This is a genomic window from Mycolicibacterium sp. XJ879, assembly GCF_053483935.1.
The window spans coordinates 373,698-392,403 of sequence record NZ_JBEFTH010000001.1; the positions used below are offsets into that span (position 1 = coordinate 373,698).

Here is an 18,706-nt window from a genome sequence, read left to right on the forward strand (position 1 = left end):
CATACTGAGAGCCCCGTTCAGATGGGAGCCACGACATGTCCCCGTACAAAGCTCTCCAGATCGTTCTCGCCGTGTTCGGCATCGTCGCCATCTGCCTGTATCCGCTGGCCGCGCTGTGGCCCTCGGGGTGGGCCTGGCATTCGGGGCCGCCGCATCACTCCGACTACTTCATGATGATCGTCGGCCTGTACGTCACGCTCGGGGTTTTTCTGTTGATCGCCGCGCGTAACCCCAGGGACCATCTCAGCCTGATCTGGTTCGCCGTGTGGTCCAGCGTCGTGCACGCGGTGATCATGGCAGTGCAGTCGTTTACCAGCGAGCACCAGATGGGCCATCTGGTCGGCGACGTGCCCGCCCTATTGGTGGCGGCGATCGCGGTGGCGGTGCTGGTGCGGGCTTCCGGCGTCACCCGGTCCGAGCCCGCAGCCGTGAGTCCCGGCTAGCCGATCACCCAGATCGCTTCCGCGGCTGGGCTGCCCAACTCCACCGTGGCGCCCGGTTCGTTCTCGGCGGCGTCGGCGGACTTGACCGCCACCGAGATCATGCCCGCGAAGTCACGGCGGGCCAGCACCTGCAACCGCGAGTCCAGCGCGATGCCCACGCTGTCGAAGTACCGCAGCATCTCGGGGTCGGCGTCGGAGATTCGCGCGATCGTGCCGGTGTCACCGTCGCTGCACTCCGACAGTTGCCGCGCGTCCGGTGTAGGGACCCGACCGTCGGGGGCAGGGATCGGATCGCCGTGCGGATCGCGGGTGGGATAGCCGAGCTTGGCGTCGATGCGGTCGAGCATTCGGTCCGAGACCGCATGCTCGAGCACCTCGGCCTCGTCGTGCACCTCGTCCCAGCTGTAGCCGAGTTCGCGCACCAGGAACGTCTCCATCAGCCGGTGCCTGCGCACCATCGCCAACGCGGCGGCCCGGCCGGAGTCGGTCAACGTCACCCCGCCGTACTTCTCGTGGTTGACCAGCCCCTGATCGGCGAGCTTGCGGATGGACTCCGAGGCCGTGCTGGCCGACACCCCAATCCGCTCGGCCAACACCTTGGTGCTGACCTTTTCCAGCGACCACTCCTGGACGGTCCAGATGACTTTCAGATAGTCCTGGGCCACCGTCGTCAGGTCCTGCGCATCGCCGGCAACGCTCACAGCTCAAAGTTTAGGCAATCGTCACCTAAACCGGGGATCTCGCGGAGCCGGGCCGCGCGCCGCGCCGTAGGCTAGCCACTGTGCAGCGCTGGCGCGGACAGGAGGAGATCCCCACCGATTGGGGCCGATGCGTTATCACGATCGGTGTTTTCGACGGTGTGCATCGCGGTCACCAAGAGCTGATCAGCCGGGCGGTGAAGGCCGGCCACGCCCGTGGCGTGCCGACGGTGGTGATGACGTTCGATCCCCATCCGATGGAGGTCGTATTCCCCGGCAGCCATCCCGCCCAGCTGACCACGCTGACCCGGCGCGCCGAACTGGTCGAGGAGCTCGGCGTCGACGTGTTCCTGGTGATGCCGTTCACCGCCGACTTCATGAAGCTGACCCCGGAGCGCTACATCCACGAACTGCTCGTCGAACGCCTGCATGTCGTGGAGGTCGTGGTGGGGGAGAACTTCACATTCGGCAAGAAGGCCGCGGGCAACGTCGAGCTGCTGCGCAAGGCCGGCGAGCGGTTCGGCTTTTCCGTCGAGAACATGTCGCTGGTCTCCGAGGTGACCGAACACTCCCACGATGAGGCCGTCACGTACTCGTCGACCTACATCCGGTCCTGCGTGGACGCCGGTGACGTGGTGGCCGCCGCCGAGGCGCTCGGCAGGCCGCACCGCGTCGAGGGCGTGGTGGTCCGGGGCGACGGCCGCGGCAAGGTGCTCGGTTTTCCGACGGCCAACGTCGCGCCGCCGATGTATGCGGCGATCCCCGCCGACGGGGTGTACGCGGCGTGGTTCACCGTCCTGGGTTACGGCCCGATCGCCGGCTCGGTCATTCCGGGGGAGCGCTACCAGGCCGCGGTGTCGGTGGGCACCAACCCCACGTTCTCCGGACGCACCCGCACCGTGGAGGCGTTCGTCCTCGACACCGAGGCCGATCTGTACGGCCAGCACGTCGCGCTGGACTTCGTCGCGCGCATCCGCGGGCAGGAGAAGTTCGCCGACGTCGACGACCTCATCGAGGCGATGGGCGCCGACACCGAGCGGGCACGGTCGATCCTGGGCCGGTGAACCACGGCGGATTTCGTGGCAGAACCCGCCCGCTGCTAAACTCCACAGCCGGCCCGGATGTGCTGCAGTTCGCGGTGGCCACCCGGAAGAAATTTGTCGCGGACCGATGGAATTGGAGTTACTTCGTGGCGCTCACCGCCGAAGAGAAGAAAGAAATCCTGGCCTCCTACGGCTTGCATGAGACTGATACCGGCTCGCCGGAGGCCCAGGTCGCGCTGCTGACCAAGCGGATCATCGACCTGACCGAGCACCTCAAGGTGCACAAGCACGACCACCACTCCCGCCGTGGGCTGCTGCTGCTGGTCGGCCGCAGGCGCCGGCTGCTCAAGTACGTCGCACAGGTCGACGTGGAGCGCTACCGCTCGTTGATCGAACGTCTGGGCCTGCGGCGCTGACGTCGTCTGCAGTGGGGTCGGCCCCGTACCTGCTGCAATGTACGATGGATGAGTTCACCAGCCATTCCGGCTCGAACGTCCGGGTGCGGTTTTCGCAGTTCCGCAAGAACCGCTCCCGCGCGTCATATCGGGAACCCGCCTAGATCGGGCGGTCTTCGGTAGTGGCTGCCGGGTTTCCCGTTTCGGGACCGAACCGGCAGCTTCGATCGATGGCCGTAGCCGCATCCAGGCCGGTGGTTCCTACGCTGTGACGACGCGAAACAGCAGAAGACGAATCCAGAGAGGCCATACGGACGCATATGTCTGTAGTTGAAATCGAAGACGGCGTATTCGAATCCACCGCCGTGATCGACAACGGGAGCTTCGGCACCCGCACCATCCGTTTTGAAACCGGCCGGCTGGCCCAGCAGGCCGCCGGCTCCGCCGTCGCCTACCTCGACGACGAGACCATGCTGCTGTCGGCGACCAGCGCCAGCAAGAACCCGAAGGACCACTTCGACTTCTTCCCGCTGACCGTCGACGTCGAAGAGCGCATGTATGCCGCCGGCCGCATCCCCGGCTCGTTCTTCCGCCGCGAGGGCCGTCCGTCCACCGACGCGATCCTGACCTGCCGGCTGATCGACCGTCCGCTGCGGCCGTCGTTCGTCGACGGTCTGCGCAACGAGATCCAGGTCGTCGTCACGGTGATGTCGCTGGATCCCAACCAGCTCTACGACGTCGTGGCGATCAACGCCGCATCGATCTCCACCCAGCTGGCCGGGCTGCCGTTCTCCGGCCCCATCGGCGCTGTGCGGGTGGCGCTGATAGACGGCACCTGGGTGGCGTTCCCGTCCGTCGAGCAGCTCGAGCGTGCGGTGTTCGACATGGTCGTCGCCGGCCGTGTCGTCGCCGGTAGCGACGGGCAGGACGACGAGGTCGCGATCATGATGGTCGAGGCCGAAGCCACCGACAACGTCATAGAACTCGTCGAGGGGGGAGCGCAGGCGCCGACGGAAACCGTTGTCGCCGAAGGGCTCGAGGCTGCCAAACCGTTCATCAGTACGCTGGTGCGCGCTCAGCAGGAGCTGGCCGAACGCGCCGCCAAGCCGGTCGCTGAATACCCGGTGTTCCCCGAGTACGAGGACGACGTCTACTACGCCGTCGCCTCGGTGGCCAACGACGCGCTCGCCGAAGCGCTGACCATCGCCGGTAAGCAGGAGCGCAACGACCGCACCGACGAGATCAAGGTCGAGGTGCTCGACCGGCTGGCCGAACAGTACGCCGGCCGCGAGAAGGAGATCGGCGCGGCGTTCCGGTCGCTGACCAAGAAGCTTGTGCGCCAACGCATCCTGACCGATCATTTCCGCATCGACGGCCGCGGCATTTCCGATATCCGCGCGTTGAGCGCCGAGGTGGCCGTGGTGCCCCGCGCGCACGGCAGCGCGCTGTTCGAGCGCGGTGAGACGCAGATCCTCGGCATCACCACGCTGGACATGATGAAGATGGCCCAGCAGATCGACTCGCTGGGACCTGAAACTTCCAAGCGCTACATGCACCACTACAACTTCCCGCCGTACTCGACCGGTGAGACCGGCCGGGTCGGCTCGCCCAAGCGCCGCGAGATCGGCCACGGCGCGCTGGCCGAGCGGGCGCTGATGCCGGTGCTGCCCAGCATCGAGGAGTTCCCGTACTCGATCCGCCAGGTCTCAGAGGCGTTGAGCTCCAACGGCTCCACGTCGATGGGCTCGGTGTGCGCGTCGACGCTGGCGCTGCTCAACGCCGGTGTGCCGCTGAAGGCGCCGGTCGCCGGCATCGCGATGGGCCTGGTGTCTGACGACATTGAAGTGGACGGCAAAGTCGAACGCCGCTTCGTCGCGCTGACCGACATCCTCGGCGCCGAGGACGCATTCGGCGACATGGACTTCAAGGTGGCTGGCACCAAGGAGTTCGTCACCGCGCTGCAGCTCGACACCAAGCTCGACGGCATCCCGTCGCAGGTGCTCGCCGGAGCGCTGGCGCAGGCCAAGGACGCGCGGCTGACCATCCTCGAGGTGATGAACGAGGCGATCGACGGGCCCGATGAGATGAGCCCGTACGCGCCGCGGATCACCACGATCAAGGTGCCGGTGGACAAGATCGGCGAGGTGATCGGGCCCAAGGGCAAGGTCATCAACCAGATCACCGAGGACACCGGTGCGCAGATCTCCATCGAGGACGACGGCACCGTGTTCGTCGGGGCCACCGACGGCCCGTCGGCGCAGGCCGCGATCGACAAGATCAACGCGATCGCCAACCCGCAGCTGCCCAAGATCAACGAGCGTTTCCTCGGAACTGTCGTCAAGACAACCGATTTCGGCGCATTCGTATCGTTGCTGCCGGGCCGTGACGGGTTGGTGCACATCTCCAAGCTCGGTCGCGGCAAGCGCATCGGCAAGGTCGAAGACGTCGTCAAGGTCGGCGACAAGCTGCGCGTGGAGATCGCCGACATCGACAACCGCGGCAAGATCTCGCTGGTCCTCGTCGACGACGACGCACCGGCTGATTCCGACTCGGAGACCGCGTCGGCAGATGCCGCCACAGGCAGCAGCTAGGGCGTTGCGCCGCGCCGGAGATGACGCGCAGTCATCGGCCCGGGACCTCACGACATCGTCGCCCGCCCGCCCCCCGATGGTGCGGCGCACGCTGTTGCCGGGCGGCTTGCGGGTGGTCACCGAGTACCTCCCGTCGGTGCATTCGGCATCGGTCGGGGTGTGGGTCGACGTCGGCTCCCGAGACGAGGGACCGACCGTCGCCGGCGCCGCGCACTTCCTGGAGCACCTGCTGTTCAAGTCGACGCCGACGCGCACGGCGGTGGACATCGCCCAGGCCATGGACGCCGTCGGGGGAGAGCTGAACGCGTTCACCGCCCGCGAGCACACCTGCTACTACGCGCACGTGCTCAACACCGACCTGGAGTTGGCCGTGGACCTGGTCGCCGATGTGGTGCTGCGCGGCCGCTGCGCGCACGACGACGTCGAGGTCGAACGCGATGTGGTGCTCGAGGAGATCGCGATGCGCGATGACGACCCCGAAGACACGCTCGGCGACGTATTCCTGGCGGCGATGTTCGGTGCGCATCCGGTCGGCCGCCCGGTCATCGGCAGCGTGGATTCCGTCGCGGCGATGACCCGCGGGCAGCTGCACTCATTCCACGTGCGCCGCTACACCCCGCAACGCATGGTGGTCGCGGTCGCCGGAAACGTCGACCACGACGATGTCGTCGCGCTGGTACGGGAGTACTTCGGGCCGCGGCTGATCTCCGGGCGAAAACCGACACCGCCGCGCAAGGGCACCGGCCGGGTGGGCGGGCAGCCGAGCCTGCAAGTGGTCAACCGCGACTCCGAGCAGACTCATCTGTCGCTGGGCGTGCGGACACCGGGACGTCACTGGGAGCATCGCTGGGCGCTGGCGGTGCTCAACAACGCGCTCGGCGGCGGCCTCAGTTCGCGGCTGTTCCAAGAGATCCGGGAGGCCCGCGGGCTGGCGTACTCGGTGTACTCGACCGTCGACACCTTCTCCGACAGCGGTGCGCTGTCCATCTACACCGCATGCTCACCCGAGCGCTTCGACGACGTGGTCACGGTGACCACCGACGTGCTGGCGAGCGTGGCGCGCGACGGCCTCACCGAAGCGGAGTGCCGCATCTCGAAGGGCTCGCTGCGGGGCGGACTGGTGCTGGGGCTGGAGGACTCGGGTTCGCGGATGAACCGTATCGGCCGCAGCGAGTTGAACTTCGGCGAACACCGCACCATCGAGCACACCCTCGCCAAGATCGAAGCCGTGTCCCTCGATGAGGTGAACGCGGTGGCGCGCCGCTTGCTGACCAGGCCCTACGGTGGCGCCGTGCTGGGCCCGCAACATTCGAAAAGCTCGCTACCGCAGCCGCTTCGGGCGATAGCAGGCTGACGCAACCGACTCGCCTGTTCCCGACGTCGCACTGGAAGTGAATCTGGTATAGCCGTGTCACTTCCTGCGAAGCTGCGCTCCGCAAATTATCCACTATTTAGTGGATAATTGACGCATATTGCTGACTAAGTGAATTACCGCTAGTCTCTGCGGGGAAGATCCACGGTCAGGAGCCTTGATGGGAAATCGCGTACTTGTCGCCGGCGTCGGGATGATTCCGTTTCGCACACCCCGCACCACCGATACCTACGATGTGATGGGAGAACAGGCCACCCGCGCGGCGTTGGCCGACGCGGGAGTTGCCTACCAAGCGGTCCAACAAGCCTACGTCGGGTACGTCTACGGCGACTCGACATCGGGACAAGCCGCGCTGTACCGGTTGGGCACCACCGGCATTCCCGTCGTCAACGTCAACAACAACTGCGCCACTGGTTCCTCGGCTCTGTTCCTGGCGCGTCAAGCCATCGAACATGGCGTCGCCGATGTCGTCCTCGCGCTGGGGTTCGAGCAGATGCGCCACGGTGCGCTGGAGATGGCCTACACCGACAGGCCGACACCGTTCGACAGTTTCTCCGAGGTCGTGCACGGAATCCAAGGTGAAAGCGATGCCCCTTTCGCCGCACAGTATTTCGGCGGCGCCGGCCGGGAGTACTGCCAGCGACACGGCATGGACGAGGAGGTTTTCGCCCGAATAGCGGTCAAGGCGCGCAAGCACGCGGCGTACAATCGGTACGCCGTGTTCCGCGACCCGGTCACGGTCGAGGAGGTGCTGGCCGCACCGACGATCTACGGCCCGCTGACCCGTCTGCAGTGCTGTCCGCCGACATGCGGTGCCGCCGCGGCGATTCTGGTGAGCGAGAGCTATGCGAAGAAGTTCGACATCGCCGCCACGGTCGCAGTGCGCGCCCAGGCGATGAGCACCGATTCAGCCTCGAGCTTCGCAGAACGGTCGATGATCAAGATCGTCGGCTATGACATGACCAAAGCCGCGGCGCAGCAGGTATACGACGCGGCCGGTGTTGGACCCGAGGATATCGGAGTGGTCGAATTGCATGACTGCTTCACTACCAACGAACTGCTCAGCTATGAGGCACTCGGCCTCACGCCCGAGGGCACCGCCGAGAAGTTCATCGCCGACGGCGACAACACCTATGGCGGCCGGGTCGTCACCAACCCGTCCGGAGGACTGCTGTCCAAGGGGCACCCGCTGGGCGCCACCGGGTTGGCGCAGTGCGCGGAGTTGGTGTGGCAGTTGCGTGGAACGGCAGGCGCACGGCAGGTCGACGGAGTCGGACTTGCGTTGCAACACAACATCGGTTTAGGTGGCGCGGCCGTTGTAAGCCTGTACGAGAAGGTGACCTGACGTGGCCGTCGACCCGACCGTGACGGGCACTGAACTGCCCCCAACCGAACTGGCTCTCGACGCCGGACGGCTGAAGTTCTTCGCCAAGGCGATCGGCGAAGCCAACCCGATCTACATCGACGAACAGCTGGCGAAGGCGGCCGGGCACCCCGGGCTTCCTGCGCCACCGACGTTTCTGTTCGCCATCGAGCTCGAGCGGCCCGACCCGTTCGACTGGGTCAGCGAGCTGGGAATCGACCTTCGCCGGGTGCTGCACGGCGAACAGCGGTTCGTCTACCACTCGCTCGCCTATGCCGGGGATGTCGTGACGGCCAGGCCCAAGATCGTCGACGTCTACAGCAAGAAAGGTGGTGCCCTGGAGTTCGTGGTCAAGGACACTACCGTCCTCCGTCACGACGGCAGCACGGTAGCAGACCTCAAATCTGTTCTGGTCGTTCAGAACCCGGAGGTCATGAAATGACGGTCGAATCGTTCGTTCCTCAGGTCGGCGCCGAACTTCCTCCATTGCAACTCGGAGCTGTCAGCCGGACGACGCTGGCATTGTTCGCCGGGGCCTCCGGCGACCACAACCCGATGCACATCGATATCGACGTCGCGAAGTCGGCGGGCCTGCCGGACGTTTTCGCCCACGGCATGCTCTCGATGGCCTATCTGGCCCGGCTGCTGACCGGCTGGGTAGAACCGGCAGCCATCCGGTCCTACGGGGTCCGGTTCTGCGCGATCACGCCGGTAAACGCCGAGCCGACCGCCCGCGGACGCGTCGTTTCCGTCGACATGGTCGACGGGGAACGCCGGGTCACCCTTGCGTTGTCGGTCACGCTGGCCGATGGCACCGAGACGCTATCCGGCGACGCCGTTGTGGCGATCTGAAAACAACTGTAGGAGCACAAGATGGGAACTCTGAGCGGCAAGGTGGCCATCGTCACCGGAGCCGGTCGCGGCATCGGCAACTGCATCGCACTGAAGCTGGCGACCGAGGGCGCCGCCGTCGTTGTCAACGACCTCGACGAAGACCCCGCCGCCGAGACCGCCCGCGCGATCGAGCGCATAGGCGGTAGGGCGGTGCCGGTACCGGGCAGCGTCACCGACGACGGTTTCGCCGAGACGTTCATCAACGCCGCGGTGGACGCTTTCGGCGGCCTGGACATCATCGTCAACAACGCGGGCTACACCTGGGATTCGGTAATCCAGAAGATGACCGATGAACAGTGGGACGCCGTCCTCGACGTTCATCTGAAGGCGCCGTTCCGGATTCTGCGCGCAGCCCAGCCCGTGATCTCGCAACTCGTGAAATCAGCGAAGGCGGAACGTATCGCGGTGCCCTGCCGCAAAGTCGTCAATATCTCCTCGGTCGCTGGTCTGGGCGGCAATCCCGGCCAGGCCAACTATGCCGCGGCCAAAGCCGGCGTCGCCGGCCTGACCAAGACTATCGCCAAGGAGTGGGGCCGTTACAACGTCACGGTGAACACCGTTGCGTTCGGGCTGATCCGGACCAGGCTCACCGATACACCTGCCCACGGTGACGGCAGCATCGACGTTGCAGGGCGGACAATCAAGGTCGGAGTCAACCCGAACCTGCTGGCGGTGATGGAGCAGTCGATCCCTCTGGGCCGCAGCGGGAGCCCGGAAGAGGCCGCAGGCGCGGTCTACCTGCTGTGCACACCGGAGTCCGACTATGTCAGCGGGCAGACGTTGGTCTGTGCCGGCGGGTTCAACATCTGACCGTGGTGCACATCGGTATTCACGGCGGCATCGCCACAATCACGTTGCAGCGACCGCACCGACTCAACGCGTTGACGTGGACGGTCATGGACGACATCCGCACCGCTGTAGGCGACCTCACGGCCAGCGACGAGGTGGGCGCATTGGTGATCACCGGCGCGGGCCGAGGCTTCTCGGCCGGGATGGACCTGATCGATCTGGACGCCGATGTCGGTGAGCTCGCGGCAGCTGTAGAGCGCGGGATGTCAGCGAGCCTGAACCCGATGTGTCGTGCCATCCTCGATGCACCCGTACCCGTACTGGTCGCAGTAAACGGACCGTGTGCAGGCGGAGGCGTGGGCCTGGCCCTGCTCGCCGACATCACGATCGCCGCGCAATCGGCGTACTTTCTGGTCCCGCAGGTGCATTCCCTGGGCATCGTGCCCGACGCCGGTTCGACCTGGATAATGCCCCGGCTGGTGGGCCGGGCCCGGGCGCTCGGCATGTCGCTTACCGGCGGCCGAATCGATGCTGAACAGGCTGAGCGCTGGGGCTTGATCTGGCGGTGGGTACCCGACGATGAACTCCTGAACCAGGCCTATACGCTCGCCGGTGATTTGGCCCGAAACCGCTATCCCGTCGTGGCAACCCGCGAGCTGATCGACAACGCCGTGACATCGAACCTCGCAGATCAGTTGCTCGCCGAGACACGTGCACAGTCGTTCGCCCTACGCGATCGCGGCGCGGTCGAGAAGATCAGGCGGTTTGCGACCGGCTCGTGACTGGTACGGGTCGGCGGCGCACCGGATACGATCGGCCGCGGTGCGCCAAGGGGTGCCAGCCGAATGACGAGGTAGATGAATGGTGACAGGGCCGGACGGACCGCCGGCGGATCCTCCAGTGCGGGGTACCCGCCCGGCCAATCGCCGCCGCCTCATCATCGTTGCGGCTACAGACCTGTTCTACTGCAACGGGTATACACAAGTTTCGATGAAGGAGATCGCCGAAAGGGTCGCGATCGGACCGTCGGCCCTGTATCGGCATTTTTCCAACAAAGAGGATCTGCTTTACGCCGTCGTGGCGGATGCGCTTGGCGTCGTTGATGCGCTCCTGGACCGCCTGCTGGCCGATCCGGCCACCGAGCCGATTGCCGCGATTGCCGAAACCATGTTGGAGCACCGCGCTATCGGGGCCCTCTGGCACGCTGAGTCACGCCACCTGTCGCCTGAGGCCAACGCCGCTCTGCGGCACCGGTTACGCGATATCGGGACCCGGCTGGCACAACTGGTGGCGCGGCAACGTCGCGGCGTTGACGACACAGTCGCCGACCTGCTCGCATGGTGCATTCTGGCGGTGGCCACCAGCGTGTCCTTCCACAGCCTGAGTCTGCCGACAGATCGGTTCGTGCGGTTGATGACGGAGATGATGCACTCGGTGATCCGGGTGATCGTGCCCCGGTTGCGGCGCGCACCTGTGCGGACCGGTGATAGCACAGCCGGCTGGTCACCGAGCCGGCGCGAAGAGATACTGAAAGCGGCGATGAAGCTGTTTGCGCGCAACGGTTTTGCCAGCGTTGGCATCGACGATATCGGGGCCAGCGTCGGCATCGCCGGGCCCAGTGTCTACAACCATTTTGCTGCCAAGGAAGACATCCTCGCGACGGCGATATCGCGGGGACGCGAACTGCTGCATGCGGATATGCGTCGACAGGTTGCGCGGGCGGCCGGCCCACGGGATGCGCTGGAGCGATTGCTGGCCGGCTACGCCGAATACGTCTTCGAAACCCCTGAAGCCATTGCCCTGCTCATTTCGGAGGTAGGTCAGCTTCCGGCCGAGGAACAACACCGGGCCCGTGCGGCGCAGCACGAATACATCGCCGAGTGGGTGCACATGCTCCGTCAAGTCGAACCGGGGTGGGATCCGATTCAGTGCCGGATCAGGGTGCAGGCGGCACTCGGGGTGATCAACGACGTGGCGGCCACACCGCACCTGCGCGTCTTCGCCAATGTCGACGCTGCCTCCCTTGCGGTCAGCGCTGCGGTGCTGGGTTTCGGCTGACCACCGTCTGACCGCTTGTGCCGTTGACCAAACTATTCGAGATTCGCTGGCAGGTTGCAACTTTGGGCTTTTGCGGCCCCTCCGAACTCCTATGCTCGGCGGTGAACCTGTGCCATCGGCTGAAAGGCCAAGCAATGTATCTGACCCAAGGATTGCATCGAGGGGTGCAACAAAGCCCTGATGCGGTCATGACGATCTGTGGCGGACGCGAGCAGACATTTCGCGCCGTTGCCGAGCGGGTGGCCAGACTGGCCGGTGGGCTTCGCAGCCTGGGCGTGGGTACCGGTGATCGAGTCGCCATGCTGTCGATGAACTCGGATCGCTACCACGAATACCTGCTCGCGGTGCCGTGGGCCGATGCCGTGCTCGCCCCACTGAACATCCGATGGAGCGCCGGCGAAATCAGCTACGCCCTCCGCGATTCCGGCGCTGTCGTGCTGATTGTGGACGAGGCGCACCGCGATATGCTTGCCGAGATCCGAACGACCTGCGAGCAGATGCCGGCGGTGATCTACACCGGTGACGGCCCACCGCCCGATGATGCGGTGGATTACGAGCAGCTGATCGCCAACGCGCAGGCCACATCCGATGCCAGGCGAGGCGGCGACGCGCTGGCGGGGCTGTTCTACACGGGCGGGACCACCGGAGACCCCAAGGGGGTGATGCTGTCACATGCCGCGATGGTGACCTCCTGGCTGGGCGCTGTGGCCTCCGGCTACCTGTTCGAACCGCAGCGCGAAACCCGTTACCTGCATGCCGCGCCGATGTTTCACCTCGCCGACCTCGCCGCCTGGGGTGCGGCCACACTGCTCGGCGGAACGCATGTGATGGTCCCGCGCTTTGATCCGGCCACGGTGTTGGCCACCATCGAGAACCGGCGCGTCACCGATGTCGCGTTGGTACCGACCATGCTGCAGGCGCTCATCGACCATCCCGACCTTGGTACCTACAATCTGTCGAGCCTGCGCGCCATTTTGTACGGTGCCTCGCCGATCCCGCAGGCATTGCTCGAACGCGCCACGGCTGCCCTGCCCCAGACTTCCTTCACCCAGGCCTACGGAATGACCGAACTGGCGCCGATCGCGACGATGCTGGGACCCGGGGACCACACCGACAGACACCTGCTGCGTTCGGCCGGCCGCGCGGTGCCCAACTGTGAGGTGCGCATCGTCGATAACGAAGGCACGGAAGTGCCGCTGGGCGCGGTCGGTGAAATCGTCGTGCGCGGCGGCAATGTGATGACCGGCTATTGGAACAAACCCGATCAGACGGCCGCAGCCCTGCGTGATGGCTGGATGCGCACCGGCGACGGCGGATACATGGATGGTGAGGGCTATGTGTTCATCGTGGACCGAATGAAGGACATGATCGTCACGGGCGGCGAGAACGTGTACTCGGTCGAGGTGGAAGACGCCGTCGCACACAATCCGGCGGTGGCGCAGTGCGCGGTCATCGGGGTGCCCGACCCGGGTTGGGGCGAACGGGTGCACGCTGTAATTGTGCTGCAACCCGGCGTGCGCACGTCGGGCGACGAAATCCGCGAACACGCCAAGCGCCACATCGCCGGATACAAGGCGCCGCGCAGCGTCGAGTTCGTCGACGCGCTGCCCGTCTCCGGAGCCGGAAAAGTCCTCAAACGTGAGCTGCGCAAGCGGTATTGGGCAGGGCACGATGTGCAGGTTCAGTAGCCGCCCGGCGGATCGGCCGGCAGCATTTCATCGCCGAATGTTGTGGTGAGCAGCAGGGCCACCTCGACATCGAGCCGTCGATCTTCCAGCGGATGGCCCAAGAGCGCCTCGATCCGCTGCAGCCGGTACAGCACGGTATTGCGGTGCATGAACAGTCGTTCGCTGGCTCGGCGGGTGTTGCCGCCCTCCTGCAAGAACACCCAAAGCGTTTCCCGCAACTGCTCGGCGGTGCTCGTCCTAGCCGCAAGTTCGCCGAGCGTCCTGGCCACGAACCGTCGGGCCTCATCTTGATCATGGGCGAGCAATGCGACCGTCGCGACGTCGGCGTGCAACGTGACCCGCGGTGGTGCCGGCATCCGGGACGCGACGCGGCGCGTGCGCAATGCCTGCTCATGGCTGATCCGGAAGCCGTCGTCGCTGTGCGCGGTCTGACCGACCGCGATCAGGACGTCGGGATGTGGCAGCTTGTTTGCCCCGGCGGCGAGCCGAGCGTGGTCCAATTCGCCGGCGATCCACGCCCACATGGCGCAAGTGCCCACGGGCAGCATCAGCATCCGCGATGCGCCGGCCGCGGACATGATCGAAGTGAGGCAAACGTCCAGCGCCGCGAGTTGCTGCTCGACCTCACCGTGTGAAGGCATCCAAGCGATCAGGGCGGTCTGTGGCGCACGCAGGTCGTGATCGAGTTGATGGCTGGCGTGATCGACGGGTATCCGATCACCGCGCAGCAGCCGCTCGACCAGTGCGGCGCGACGCGCCGCCGCTCCTCGCAACCAACGATCACGTTCCCGTTCGTAATCGGAGACCAACTGTGTGACAACGCGGTCGAGATACACGTTCAGCTGATCGAAGCTGCGGTGGATCGCTTCAATGAAAACGTCTTGTTCGGTGAGCCGTTCGGCGAGGACATCCATCCAAAGCCGGGAGAACAGGGTCTGGCCAACCCGGTAGGACTGGATCAGGGATTCGAGTGGCAATTGGCGACGCGCGACGGTGGAGGCGAACGCGGTGACCTCCGGGCGGATCGCCACCTCTTCCGCCACGTTCTCCGAACGGAACACCGAAAGCATCGCGGCGACATTGCCATAGGCGCTGGCCTCGACGTCACGCACCAGATCGTCGTCCTCGAAGAACTCGGGAACCGACCCGGCGAGCTGCTCGCTGAGTGTCACGGCGACGTCGTCAAGCCGCGCACCCAGATCATGCGCACACTCGATGATCGCATCATGGGCGGTGAGCGGATCGACCACCGAGACGATGCTACCGGTCACGGTATCGGTGCGGGCGAGCCGTTGTCGCGCCGGTCACCGTACGGGTACCAATCCGGGCGGGCGGGACGCCGAACCGGCGCTGTCCGAGCCGAGCCGACGCGCACGGCGTCGTCCGGCCCGCATCTCGCGTCGCAAGGTCTTGAGGTAGTGGTTGTGATCCACCTGAACCGTATGGCGGGTGGAAGCGACGAAGCGCTTAGCGAGCCAACGTTGATCGGCGTCGATCGCACGGTTCATCGCATCGCGGTCTGGCAGCGCGGAGCGCCCAGCCAGTAGTTCGCCGATCCACTTGCCCTGCAGTTCAGCCAGGGGTTGAATGGCGCCGAGCGGCTGGCAGAGGCCGACGAAGAAGACGCCGGGCCGGTCCGGATGCACCACGCGTTGATACAACGCGATCTGGTTGTCGGGGGCGCAAATGTAAGACTCGTCGAAGAACGGAAACGTGATCTTGTACCCGGTAGCGCACACGATCACGTCGGCTTCCACCAGCGAGCCGTCGACGAACCGGACACGGTCACCGAGTAGTTCGGCGATCTGTGGTTTGGGTGTTATCCGGCCCAGCCGCAACTCGTCCATGACGGATGCCGACATGGTGGGGTGAGCGTCGCCGAAGGCGTGATCCGGCACCGGCAGCCCGCAGTCTTGGCTGCGGCCGTTGGCCAGTCGCATCAACGCTCCCAGCATCATGCGACCGGGTTTGTGCGAGGCCGAGTTCAGCAGCCAGTTCGGCGGTGCCATCCCGAAGACATACTTGGGCATGATGTGCGCGCCGCGTCGAACTGAAAGGTATGTTTCGTCGGCCATATGGGCAGCTTCGGCCGCGATATCGACTGCGCTGTTGCCGATTCCGACCACCACCACGCGCTTACCGGCGAGAAACGCCGGATCACGGTAGTCCCGCGAGTGCATCAGGACGCCGTCGAATGTTCCGGGGAACATCGGCTCCGGCATGCGTCTGTCCCAGTGATGACCGTTTGCCACAAGCACGGCGTCGTAGTTCTCGGTGCGGCCGTCGGCCAGTCGTACCGAGAAGCCACTTCCGGGGGCAGGTGACACGTTGCTCACCTCGGTCTGGAACCGAATGTGTGGGTGGATCCCGAAGTGTCGCGCATAGTCGTCGAAGTACCGGGCGAAGTCCCAGTGGCTGGGGTAGGCAGGCAGGTGGTCCGACATCGGAAAATCGTGATAGCCCATATACGTTTTGGGAGCATTGGAGCTCAGCGTGCGATACGCGGCCGCGGTACCGCTGGGATTGTCGAAGACCCACAGGCCGCCGACCCGGTCGCTCTTTTCATAGCAATCGAAATCGATCCCGGCACCCTTCAGTCCGACGCACGCGGCCAGACCAGCCGATCCGGCGCCAATCACGCAGGCCCGGGTGGGTGGCTTGACAACGGTCATGATGCGGTCCTTTCCACAAGCGATGACAGGAACGAGATCTGGTGGTTGACAACGGATTCAAATGCCAGACCACGGTCATAGACGTCGAAATGGCCGACAGCTGGGTACTCGTGCACCACTGCGCGGGCGCGCTGGGCCGCGGCGCGGGCGAGATCGGCTGGGGCGTTGCGGTCGGCCGCAGCGATCTGCACCAGCATCGGGCAGCTAATGCGGTCGGCGAGCCGGGCCGGCCGGTAACCGGGGACGGCCAGCAGCATTCGCGCAGCGAACTCGTTGCGCCACAGCGGCGCGTCTGCGGCAGCCGCCAGGTACCCCGGTAGCGCGTCGGAGGTGGTGAGCATCGCCGCGCTGCCGGGCGGTCCCACGGCGGGCAGCAGCACGGGCGAACGCCCGGTGCGGGCGCCGATCGAGTCACGTACCGCGGCCGCGGTGAGCTGCACCGCCGCCCTCGGCGGAATCTCTCGGCGCATCCGCAGCAGGGTCGCGAGCCCGTCGACGATCGGAGTCAGCGCGACCGCTGCGACCAGGTCACGTCGTTCGGCCGCCACGGCGAACACGTGTCCACCCGACAGCGACGTGCCCCAGATCGCGACACCGTCCACGTGTGGCAGCTCGCGTGCCGCGGCGACGGCGGCGTGGTAGTCGCGACGTTGGCCGGCGAAGTCGATGACCTGGCGCGCGCGGCCGCCGGATGCGCCGAAGCCGCGGTAATCGAAGCACAGGGCATCGATGCCGGCACCCGCGAAGCGTTCGCCGAAACCCACCAGACCCGCGTCTCGGGTTCCGCAGAACCCGTGCGCCATTACCACGCATGGTCGAGGATGGATGCCGTCGGCGGCGTAATGCCATGCCGCAATTTTGGTTTCGTCGACGGACAGTTCGAGCTCGATCCGCTTCATCGCCGGGCCTGGGGAGTGTTGGAACCTGGTGCGTCGAGGAACCGGCGATAGGCGGTGGCGAACTCGGGAGTGTCGATGCACAGCAGTTGCGCATCGAGTTCATCGTCGAGCGTGTCGTCCCACGTCGGCCGGGCGGCTCGGTCGATGATGCGTTTGGCCAGCCCGTTGGCGGTGGTGGAACAGGCCAAAAGTTCGTCGGTCAGTGCGGATGTGGCGGCCGTCAGCTTGGCAGCCGATGTGACGCGGGTGGCGATGCCGAGTCGCCCGGCCCGCGTTCCGTCGATCATCGCCGACGTGAGGATGAGTTCTTTGGCCCGGCCGGCGCCCAACAGCGACACCAGCCGGCCGGTGCCGCCGACATCTGGCACCACACCCATCCGGGTTTCCGGCAGACCCAGCGTCGCGTCCGCGGTGACCACCCGCAGATCGCACGCCAAGGCCAGCTCGAATCCGGCACCGATCGCCCAGCCGTGCACGCTCGCAACCGTCGGTAACGGCAGCCGTTCGAGCCGCTCGTAGGCGGCAACGAAAACGCTGCGAATACGCCGAAGCCCTTCGGCTGTAGCGAGCTTCGCCAGCGTGGCGGCATCGATTCCGGAGCTGAACCCGGGTCCCTCACCGCGAACCACCACGCAGCCGATGCCCGAGGCAGATTCCAGTTCGGCCACGGCCGCATCGAGGTCGTCGACGAGTTCCTCATCGAGTGCGTTGCGGCGCTCCGGGCGGGCGAGCACCAGGTGCGCAACACGACCGTCGCGGTCAATTCGGACAGAGGCCATGAGTGCAGCTAAGCGCCGTCGGCTGGCATGGGCCATGTCGTCCTGCACAGAGATCCACAGCCGTGTTGTGCAGCCTGCGCGAACCTGGCTGTGGGTCTTCCATATGCGCCGCGCATCACCACAATGAGGTTGAGTAGGTGTCCGATCTCGTTTCGTGGCAACCGATCCGGTCGATGAAGGGCAGGCAGATGACAACCCGGTTCCAAGGCAAGGTGGCCTTTGTCACTGGGGCGGCAAGGGGGCAGGGGCGCGCACACGCGGTCCGGTTCGCCGAGGAAGGCGCCGACATCATCGCTGTCGACCTGTGCGAACAGCTCGACAGCGTCGACTATCCAATGGCCACAGTCAACGACCTCGATGAGACGGTCAACCTGGTCGAAAGGACGGGACGTCGTATCGTCGCTGAACGTGCCGACGTCCGCAATGTTCAACGGCTGACAGCAGTGCTGGATGGCGCAGTGGCGGAGTTGGGCCGGATCGACTACGTGCTGGCGAATGCGGGGATCGGGCCGGTCTTCGGAGACAGGTCGCAGCAGCTCAACGCATATCTGCATGCGATCGACGTGATGCTCAACGGCGTTTACTTCACGGTCGAGGCGGCATTGCCGGCCCTGGTGCGACACGGTGACGGCGGCGCCATCGTGATTACCAGTTCGGCAGCGGGACTCAAATCGGTCGGTCCGGGGTACGCGACGAAAAGCCATGGCGGGGCGGGGTATACCGCTGCCAAACACGGCGTTGTGGGTCTGATGCGTTATTACGCAACCACGCTCGCCGAGCACAGTATCCGGGTCAACTCAGTTCACCCGACCGGTGTCGCCACGCCGATGATCATGAACCCTCAGGTCGAGCGGTATATGGTCGAGCACCCCGAAATGGGCGCGGCACTGAAGAACCTGCTACCCACGCCGGTGGTCGAGTGCAGCGATATCACTGAGGCCATGGTGTACCTCTGCTCGGACTCGGGACGGTACATCACCGGTGTGACCCTGCCGGTTGACGCGGGTCTGACGGTCAGGTAG

General features: G+C 65.6%; 18 protein-coding genes. 13 read left to right on the plus strand and 5 right to left on the minus strand.

Annotation, left to right across the window (positions count from 1 at the left end):
• Positions 1 to 35 precede the first annotated feature (35 nt).
• On the plus strand, positions 36 to 443 hold the full coding sequence (locus ABQF13_RS01855) for a DUF6632 domain-containing protein (RefSeq protein ID WP_448390976.1): 408 nt from the start codon (positions 36 to 38) through the stop codon (positions 441 to 443).
• Here ABQF13_RS01855 and mntR read toward each other — a convergent pair.
• Positions 440 to 1,144 (minus strand): manganese-binding transcriptional regulator MntR, encoded by a 705-nt coding sequence (gene mntR, locus ABQF13_RS01860; protein WP_448390978.1) that lies wholly within the window; start codon positions 1,142 to 1,144, stop codon positions 440 to 442. The two genes, ABQF13_RS01855 and mntR, sit on opposite strands and share 4 nt — an antisense overlap.
• An 80-nt stretch (positions 1,145 to 1,224) precedes the next feature.
• Between mntR and ABQF13_RS01865 the strand changes: the two genes are divergently transcribed.
• The 11 genes from ABQF13_RS01865 (at position 1,225) to ABQF13_RS01915 (ending at position 13,334) form a co-directional block, all read left to right on the plus strand.
• Entirely contained in the window at positions 1,225 to 2,205 is a 981-nt protein-coding gene (locus tag ABQF13_RS01865) for a bifunctional riboflavin kinase/FAD synthetase (RefSeq protein ID WP_448390979.1), read from the plus strand.
• Between the two features lie 125 nt (positions 2,206 to 2,330).
• Positions 2,331 to 2,600 (plus strand): 30S ribosomal protein S15, encoded by a 270-nt coding sequence (gene rpsO, locus ABQF13_RS01870; protein ID WP_448390980.1) that lies wholly within the window; start codon positions 2,331 to 2,333, stop codon positions 2,598 to 2,600.
• A 299-nt stretch (positions 2,601 to 2,899) separates the two neighbouring features.
• Positions 2,900 to 5,170: a polyribonucleotide nucleotidyltransferase gene (locus ABQF13_RS01875; RefSeq protein WP_448390981.1), complete on the plus strand. Its 2,271-nt coding sequence runs from the start codon at positions 2,900 to 2,902 to the stop codon at positions 5,168 to 5,170.
• 76 nt (positions 5,171 to 5,246) lie between these two features.
• Positions 5,247 to 6,524 carry a M16 family metallopeptidase gene (locus tag ABQF13_RS01880; RefSeq protein ID WP_448391374.1) on the plus strand — a complete coding sequence of 426 codons (1,278 nt, stop codon included), beginning with the start codon at positions 5,247 to 5,249 and terminating at the stop codon, positions 6,522 to 6,524.
• Between the two features lie 178 nt (positions 6,525 to 6,702).
• Positions 6,703 to 7,887, plus strand: coding sequence for a lipid-transfer protein (locus ABQF13_RS01885; RefSeq protein ID WP_448390982.1), 1,185 nt, complete (start codon positions 6,703 to 6,705; stop codon positions 7,885 to 7,887).
• 1 nt (position 7,888) lies between these two features.
• Positions 7,889 to 8,347, plus strand: a complete 459-nt coding sequence (locus tag ABQF13_RS01890; RefSeq protein ID WP_448390983.1) for a MaoC family dehydratase N-terminal domain-containing protein — start codon at positions 7,889 to 7,891, stop codon at positions 8,345 to 8,347.
• Positions 8,344 to 8,757 (plus strand): MaoC/PaaZ C-terminal domain-containing protein, encoded by a 414-nt coding sequence (locus ABQF13_RS01895; protein WP_448390984.1) that lies wholly within the window; start codon positions 8,344 to 8,346, stop codon positions 8,755 to 8,757. The genes ABQF13_RS01890 and ABQF13_RS01895 overlap by 4 nt, the downstream gene beginning before the upstream one ends.
• Positions 8,758 to 8,778: 21 nt before the next feature.
• Positions 8,779 to 9,609, plus strand: a complete 831-nt coding sequence (locus ABQF13_RS01900; RefSeq protein ID WP_448390985.1) for an SDR family NAD(P)-dependent oxidoreductase — start codon at positions 8,779 to 8,781, stop codon at positions 9,607 to 9,609.
• 2 nt (positions 9,610 to 9,611) lie between these two features.
• The gene (locus ABQF13_RS01905; protein WP_448390986.1) at positions 9,612 to 10,370 is read left to right on the plus strand and encodes an enoyl-CoA hydratase/isomerase family protein; all 759 of its coding nucleotides are present in this window, start codon (positions 9,612 to 9,614) and stop codon (positions 10,368 to 10,370) included.
• Positions 10,371 to 10,449: 79 nt separating this feature from the next.
• The gene (locus ABQF13_RS01910) at positions 10,450 to 11,646 is read left to right on the plus strand and encodes a TetR/AcrR family transcriptional regulator (RefSeq protein ID WP_448390987.1); all 1,197 of its coding nucleotides are present in this window, start codon (positions 10,450 to 10,452) and stop codon (positions 11,644 to 11,646) included.
• Between the two features lie 134 nt (positions 11,647 to 11,780).
• Complete coding sequence (locus ABQF13_RS01915; protein ID WP_448390988.1) at positions 11,781 to 13,334, plus strand: acyl-CoA synthetase; 1,554 nt, start codon at positions 11,781 to 11,783, stop codon at positions 13,332 to 13,334.
• Here the strand turns inward: ABQF13_RS01915 and ABQF13_RS01920 are convergent.
• The 4 genes from ABQF13_RS01920 to ABQF13_RS01935 are packed head-to-tail and all read right to left on the minus strand — an operon-like array spanning position 13,328 to position 17,684.
• Positions 13,328 to 14,584, minus strand: coding sequence for a PucR family transcriptional regulator (locus ABQF13_RS01920; protein WP_448390989.1), 1,257 nt, complete (start codon positions 14,582 to 14,584; stop codon positions 13,328 to 13,330). The genes ABQF13_RS01915 and ABQF13_RS01920 overlap by 7 nt on opposite strands.
• Positions 14,585 to 14,638: 54 nt before the next feature.
• Positions 14,639 to 16,006: a flavin-containing monooxygenase gene (locus ABQF13_RS01925; RefSeq protein ID WP_448390990.1), complete on the minus strand. Its 1,368-nt coding sequence runs from the start codon at positions 16,004 to 16,006 to the stop codon at positions 14,639 to 14,641.
• Positions 16,003 to 16,905 (minus strand): alpha/beta hydrolase, encoded by a 903-nt coding sequence (locus tag ABQF13_RS01930; protein ID WP_448390991.1) that lies wholly within the window; start codon positions 16,903 to 16,905, stop codon positions 16,003 to 16,005. The genes ABQF13_RS01925 and ABQF13_RS01930 overlap by 4 nt, the downstream gene beginning before the upstream one ends.
• Positions 16,902 to 17,684 carry an enoyl-CoA hydratase/isomerase family protein gene (locus tag ABQF13_RS01935; protein WP_448390992.1) on the minus strand — a complete coding sequence of 261 codons (783 nt, stop codon included), beginning with the start codon at positions 17,682 to 17,684 and terminating at the stop codon, positions 16,902 to 16,904. Before ABQF13_RS01935 ends, ABQF13_RS01930 begins: the two co-directional genes overlap by 4 nt.
• A gap of 188 nt (positions 17,685 to 17,872) precedes the next feature.
• Between ABQF13_RS01935 and ABQF13_RS01940 the strand changes: the two genes are divergently transcribed.
• Positions 17,873 to 18,706 carry a mycofactocin-coupled SDR family oxidoreductase gene (locus ABQF13_RS01940; protein ID WP_448391375.1) on the plus strand — a complete coding sequence of 278 codons (834 nt, stop codon included), beginning with the start codon at positions 17,873 to 17,875 and terminating at the stop codon, positions 18,704 to 18,706.

What these genes read in the sequence shown, in the direction of transcription:
- ABQF13_RS01855 (WP_448390976.1), top strand. Translation starts at nt 36, where the DNA reads ATGTCCCCGTACAAAGCTCTCCAGATCGTTCTCGCCGTGTTCGGCATC.
- ABQF13_RS01875 (WP_448390981.1), top strand. Translation starts at nt 2,900, where the DNA reads ATGTCTGTAGTTGAAATCGAAGACGGCGTATTCGAATCCACCGCCGTG.
- ABQF13_RS01880 (WP_448391374.1), top strand. Translation starts at nt 5,247, where the DNA reads ATGGTGCGGCGCACGCTGTTGCCGGGCGGCTTGCGGGTGGTCACCGAG.
- ABQF13_RS01885 (WP_448390982.1), top strand. Translation starts at nt 6,703, where the DNA reads ATGGGAAATCGCGTACTTGTCGCCGGCGTCGGGATGATTCCGTTTCGC.
- ABQF13_RS01895 (WP_448390984.1), top strand. Translation starts at nt 8,344, where the DNA reads ATGACGGTCGAATCGTTCGTTCCTCAGGTCGGCGCCGAACTTCCTCCA.
- ABQF13_RS01900 (WP_448390985.1), top strand. Translation starts at nt 8,779, where the DNA reads ATGGGAACTCTGAGCGGCAAGGTGGCCATCGTCACCGGAGCCGGTCGC.
- ABQF13_RS01910 (WP_448390987.1), top strand. Translation starts at nt 10,450, where the DNA reads ATGGTGACAGGGCCGGACGGACCGCCGGCGGATCCTCCAGTGCGGGGT.
- ABQF13_RS01915 (WP_448390988.1), top strand. Translation starts at nt 11,781, where the DNA reads ATGTATCTGACCCAAGGATTGCATCGAGGGGTGCAACAAAGCCCTGAT.
- ABQF13_RS01925 (WP_448390990.1), bottom strand. Translation starts at nt 16,006, where the DNA reads ATGACCGTTGTCAAGCCACCCACCCGGGCCTGCGTGATTGGCGCCGGA.
- ABQF13_RS01930 (WP_448390991.1), bottom strand. Translation starts at nt 16,905, where the DNA reads ATGAAGCGGATCGAGCTCGAACTGTCCGTCGACGAAACCAAAATTGCG.
- ABQF13_RS01935 (WP_448390992.1), bottom strand. Translation starts at nt 17,684, where the DNA reads ATGGCCTCTGTCCGAATTGACCGCGACGGTCGTGTTGCGCACCTGGTG.
- ABQF13_RS01940 (WP_448391375.1), top strand. Translation starts at nt 17,873, where the DNA reads ATGACAACCCGGTTCCAAGGCAAGGTGGCCTTTGTCACTGGGGCGGCA.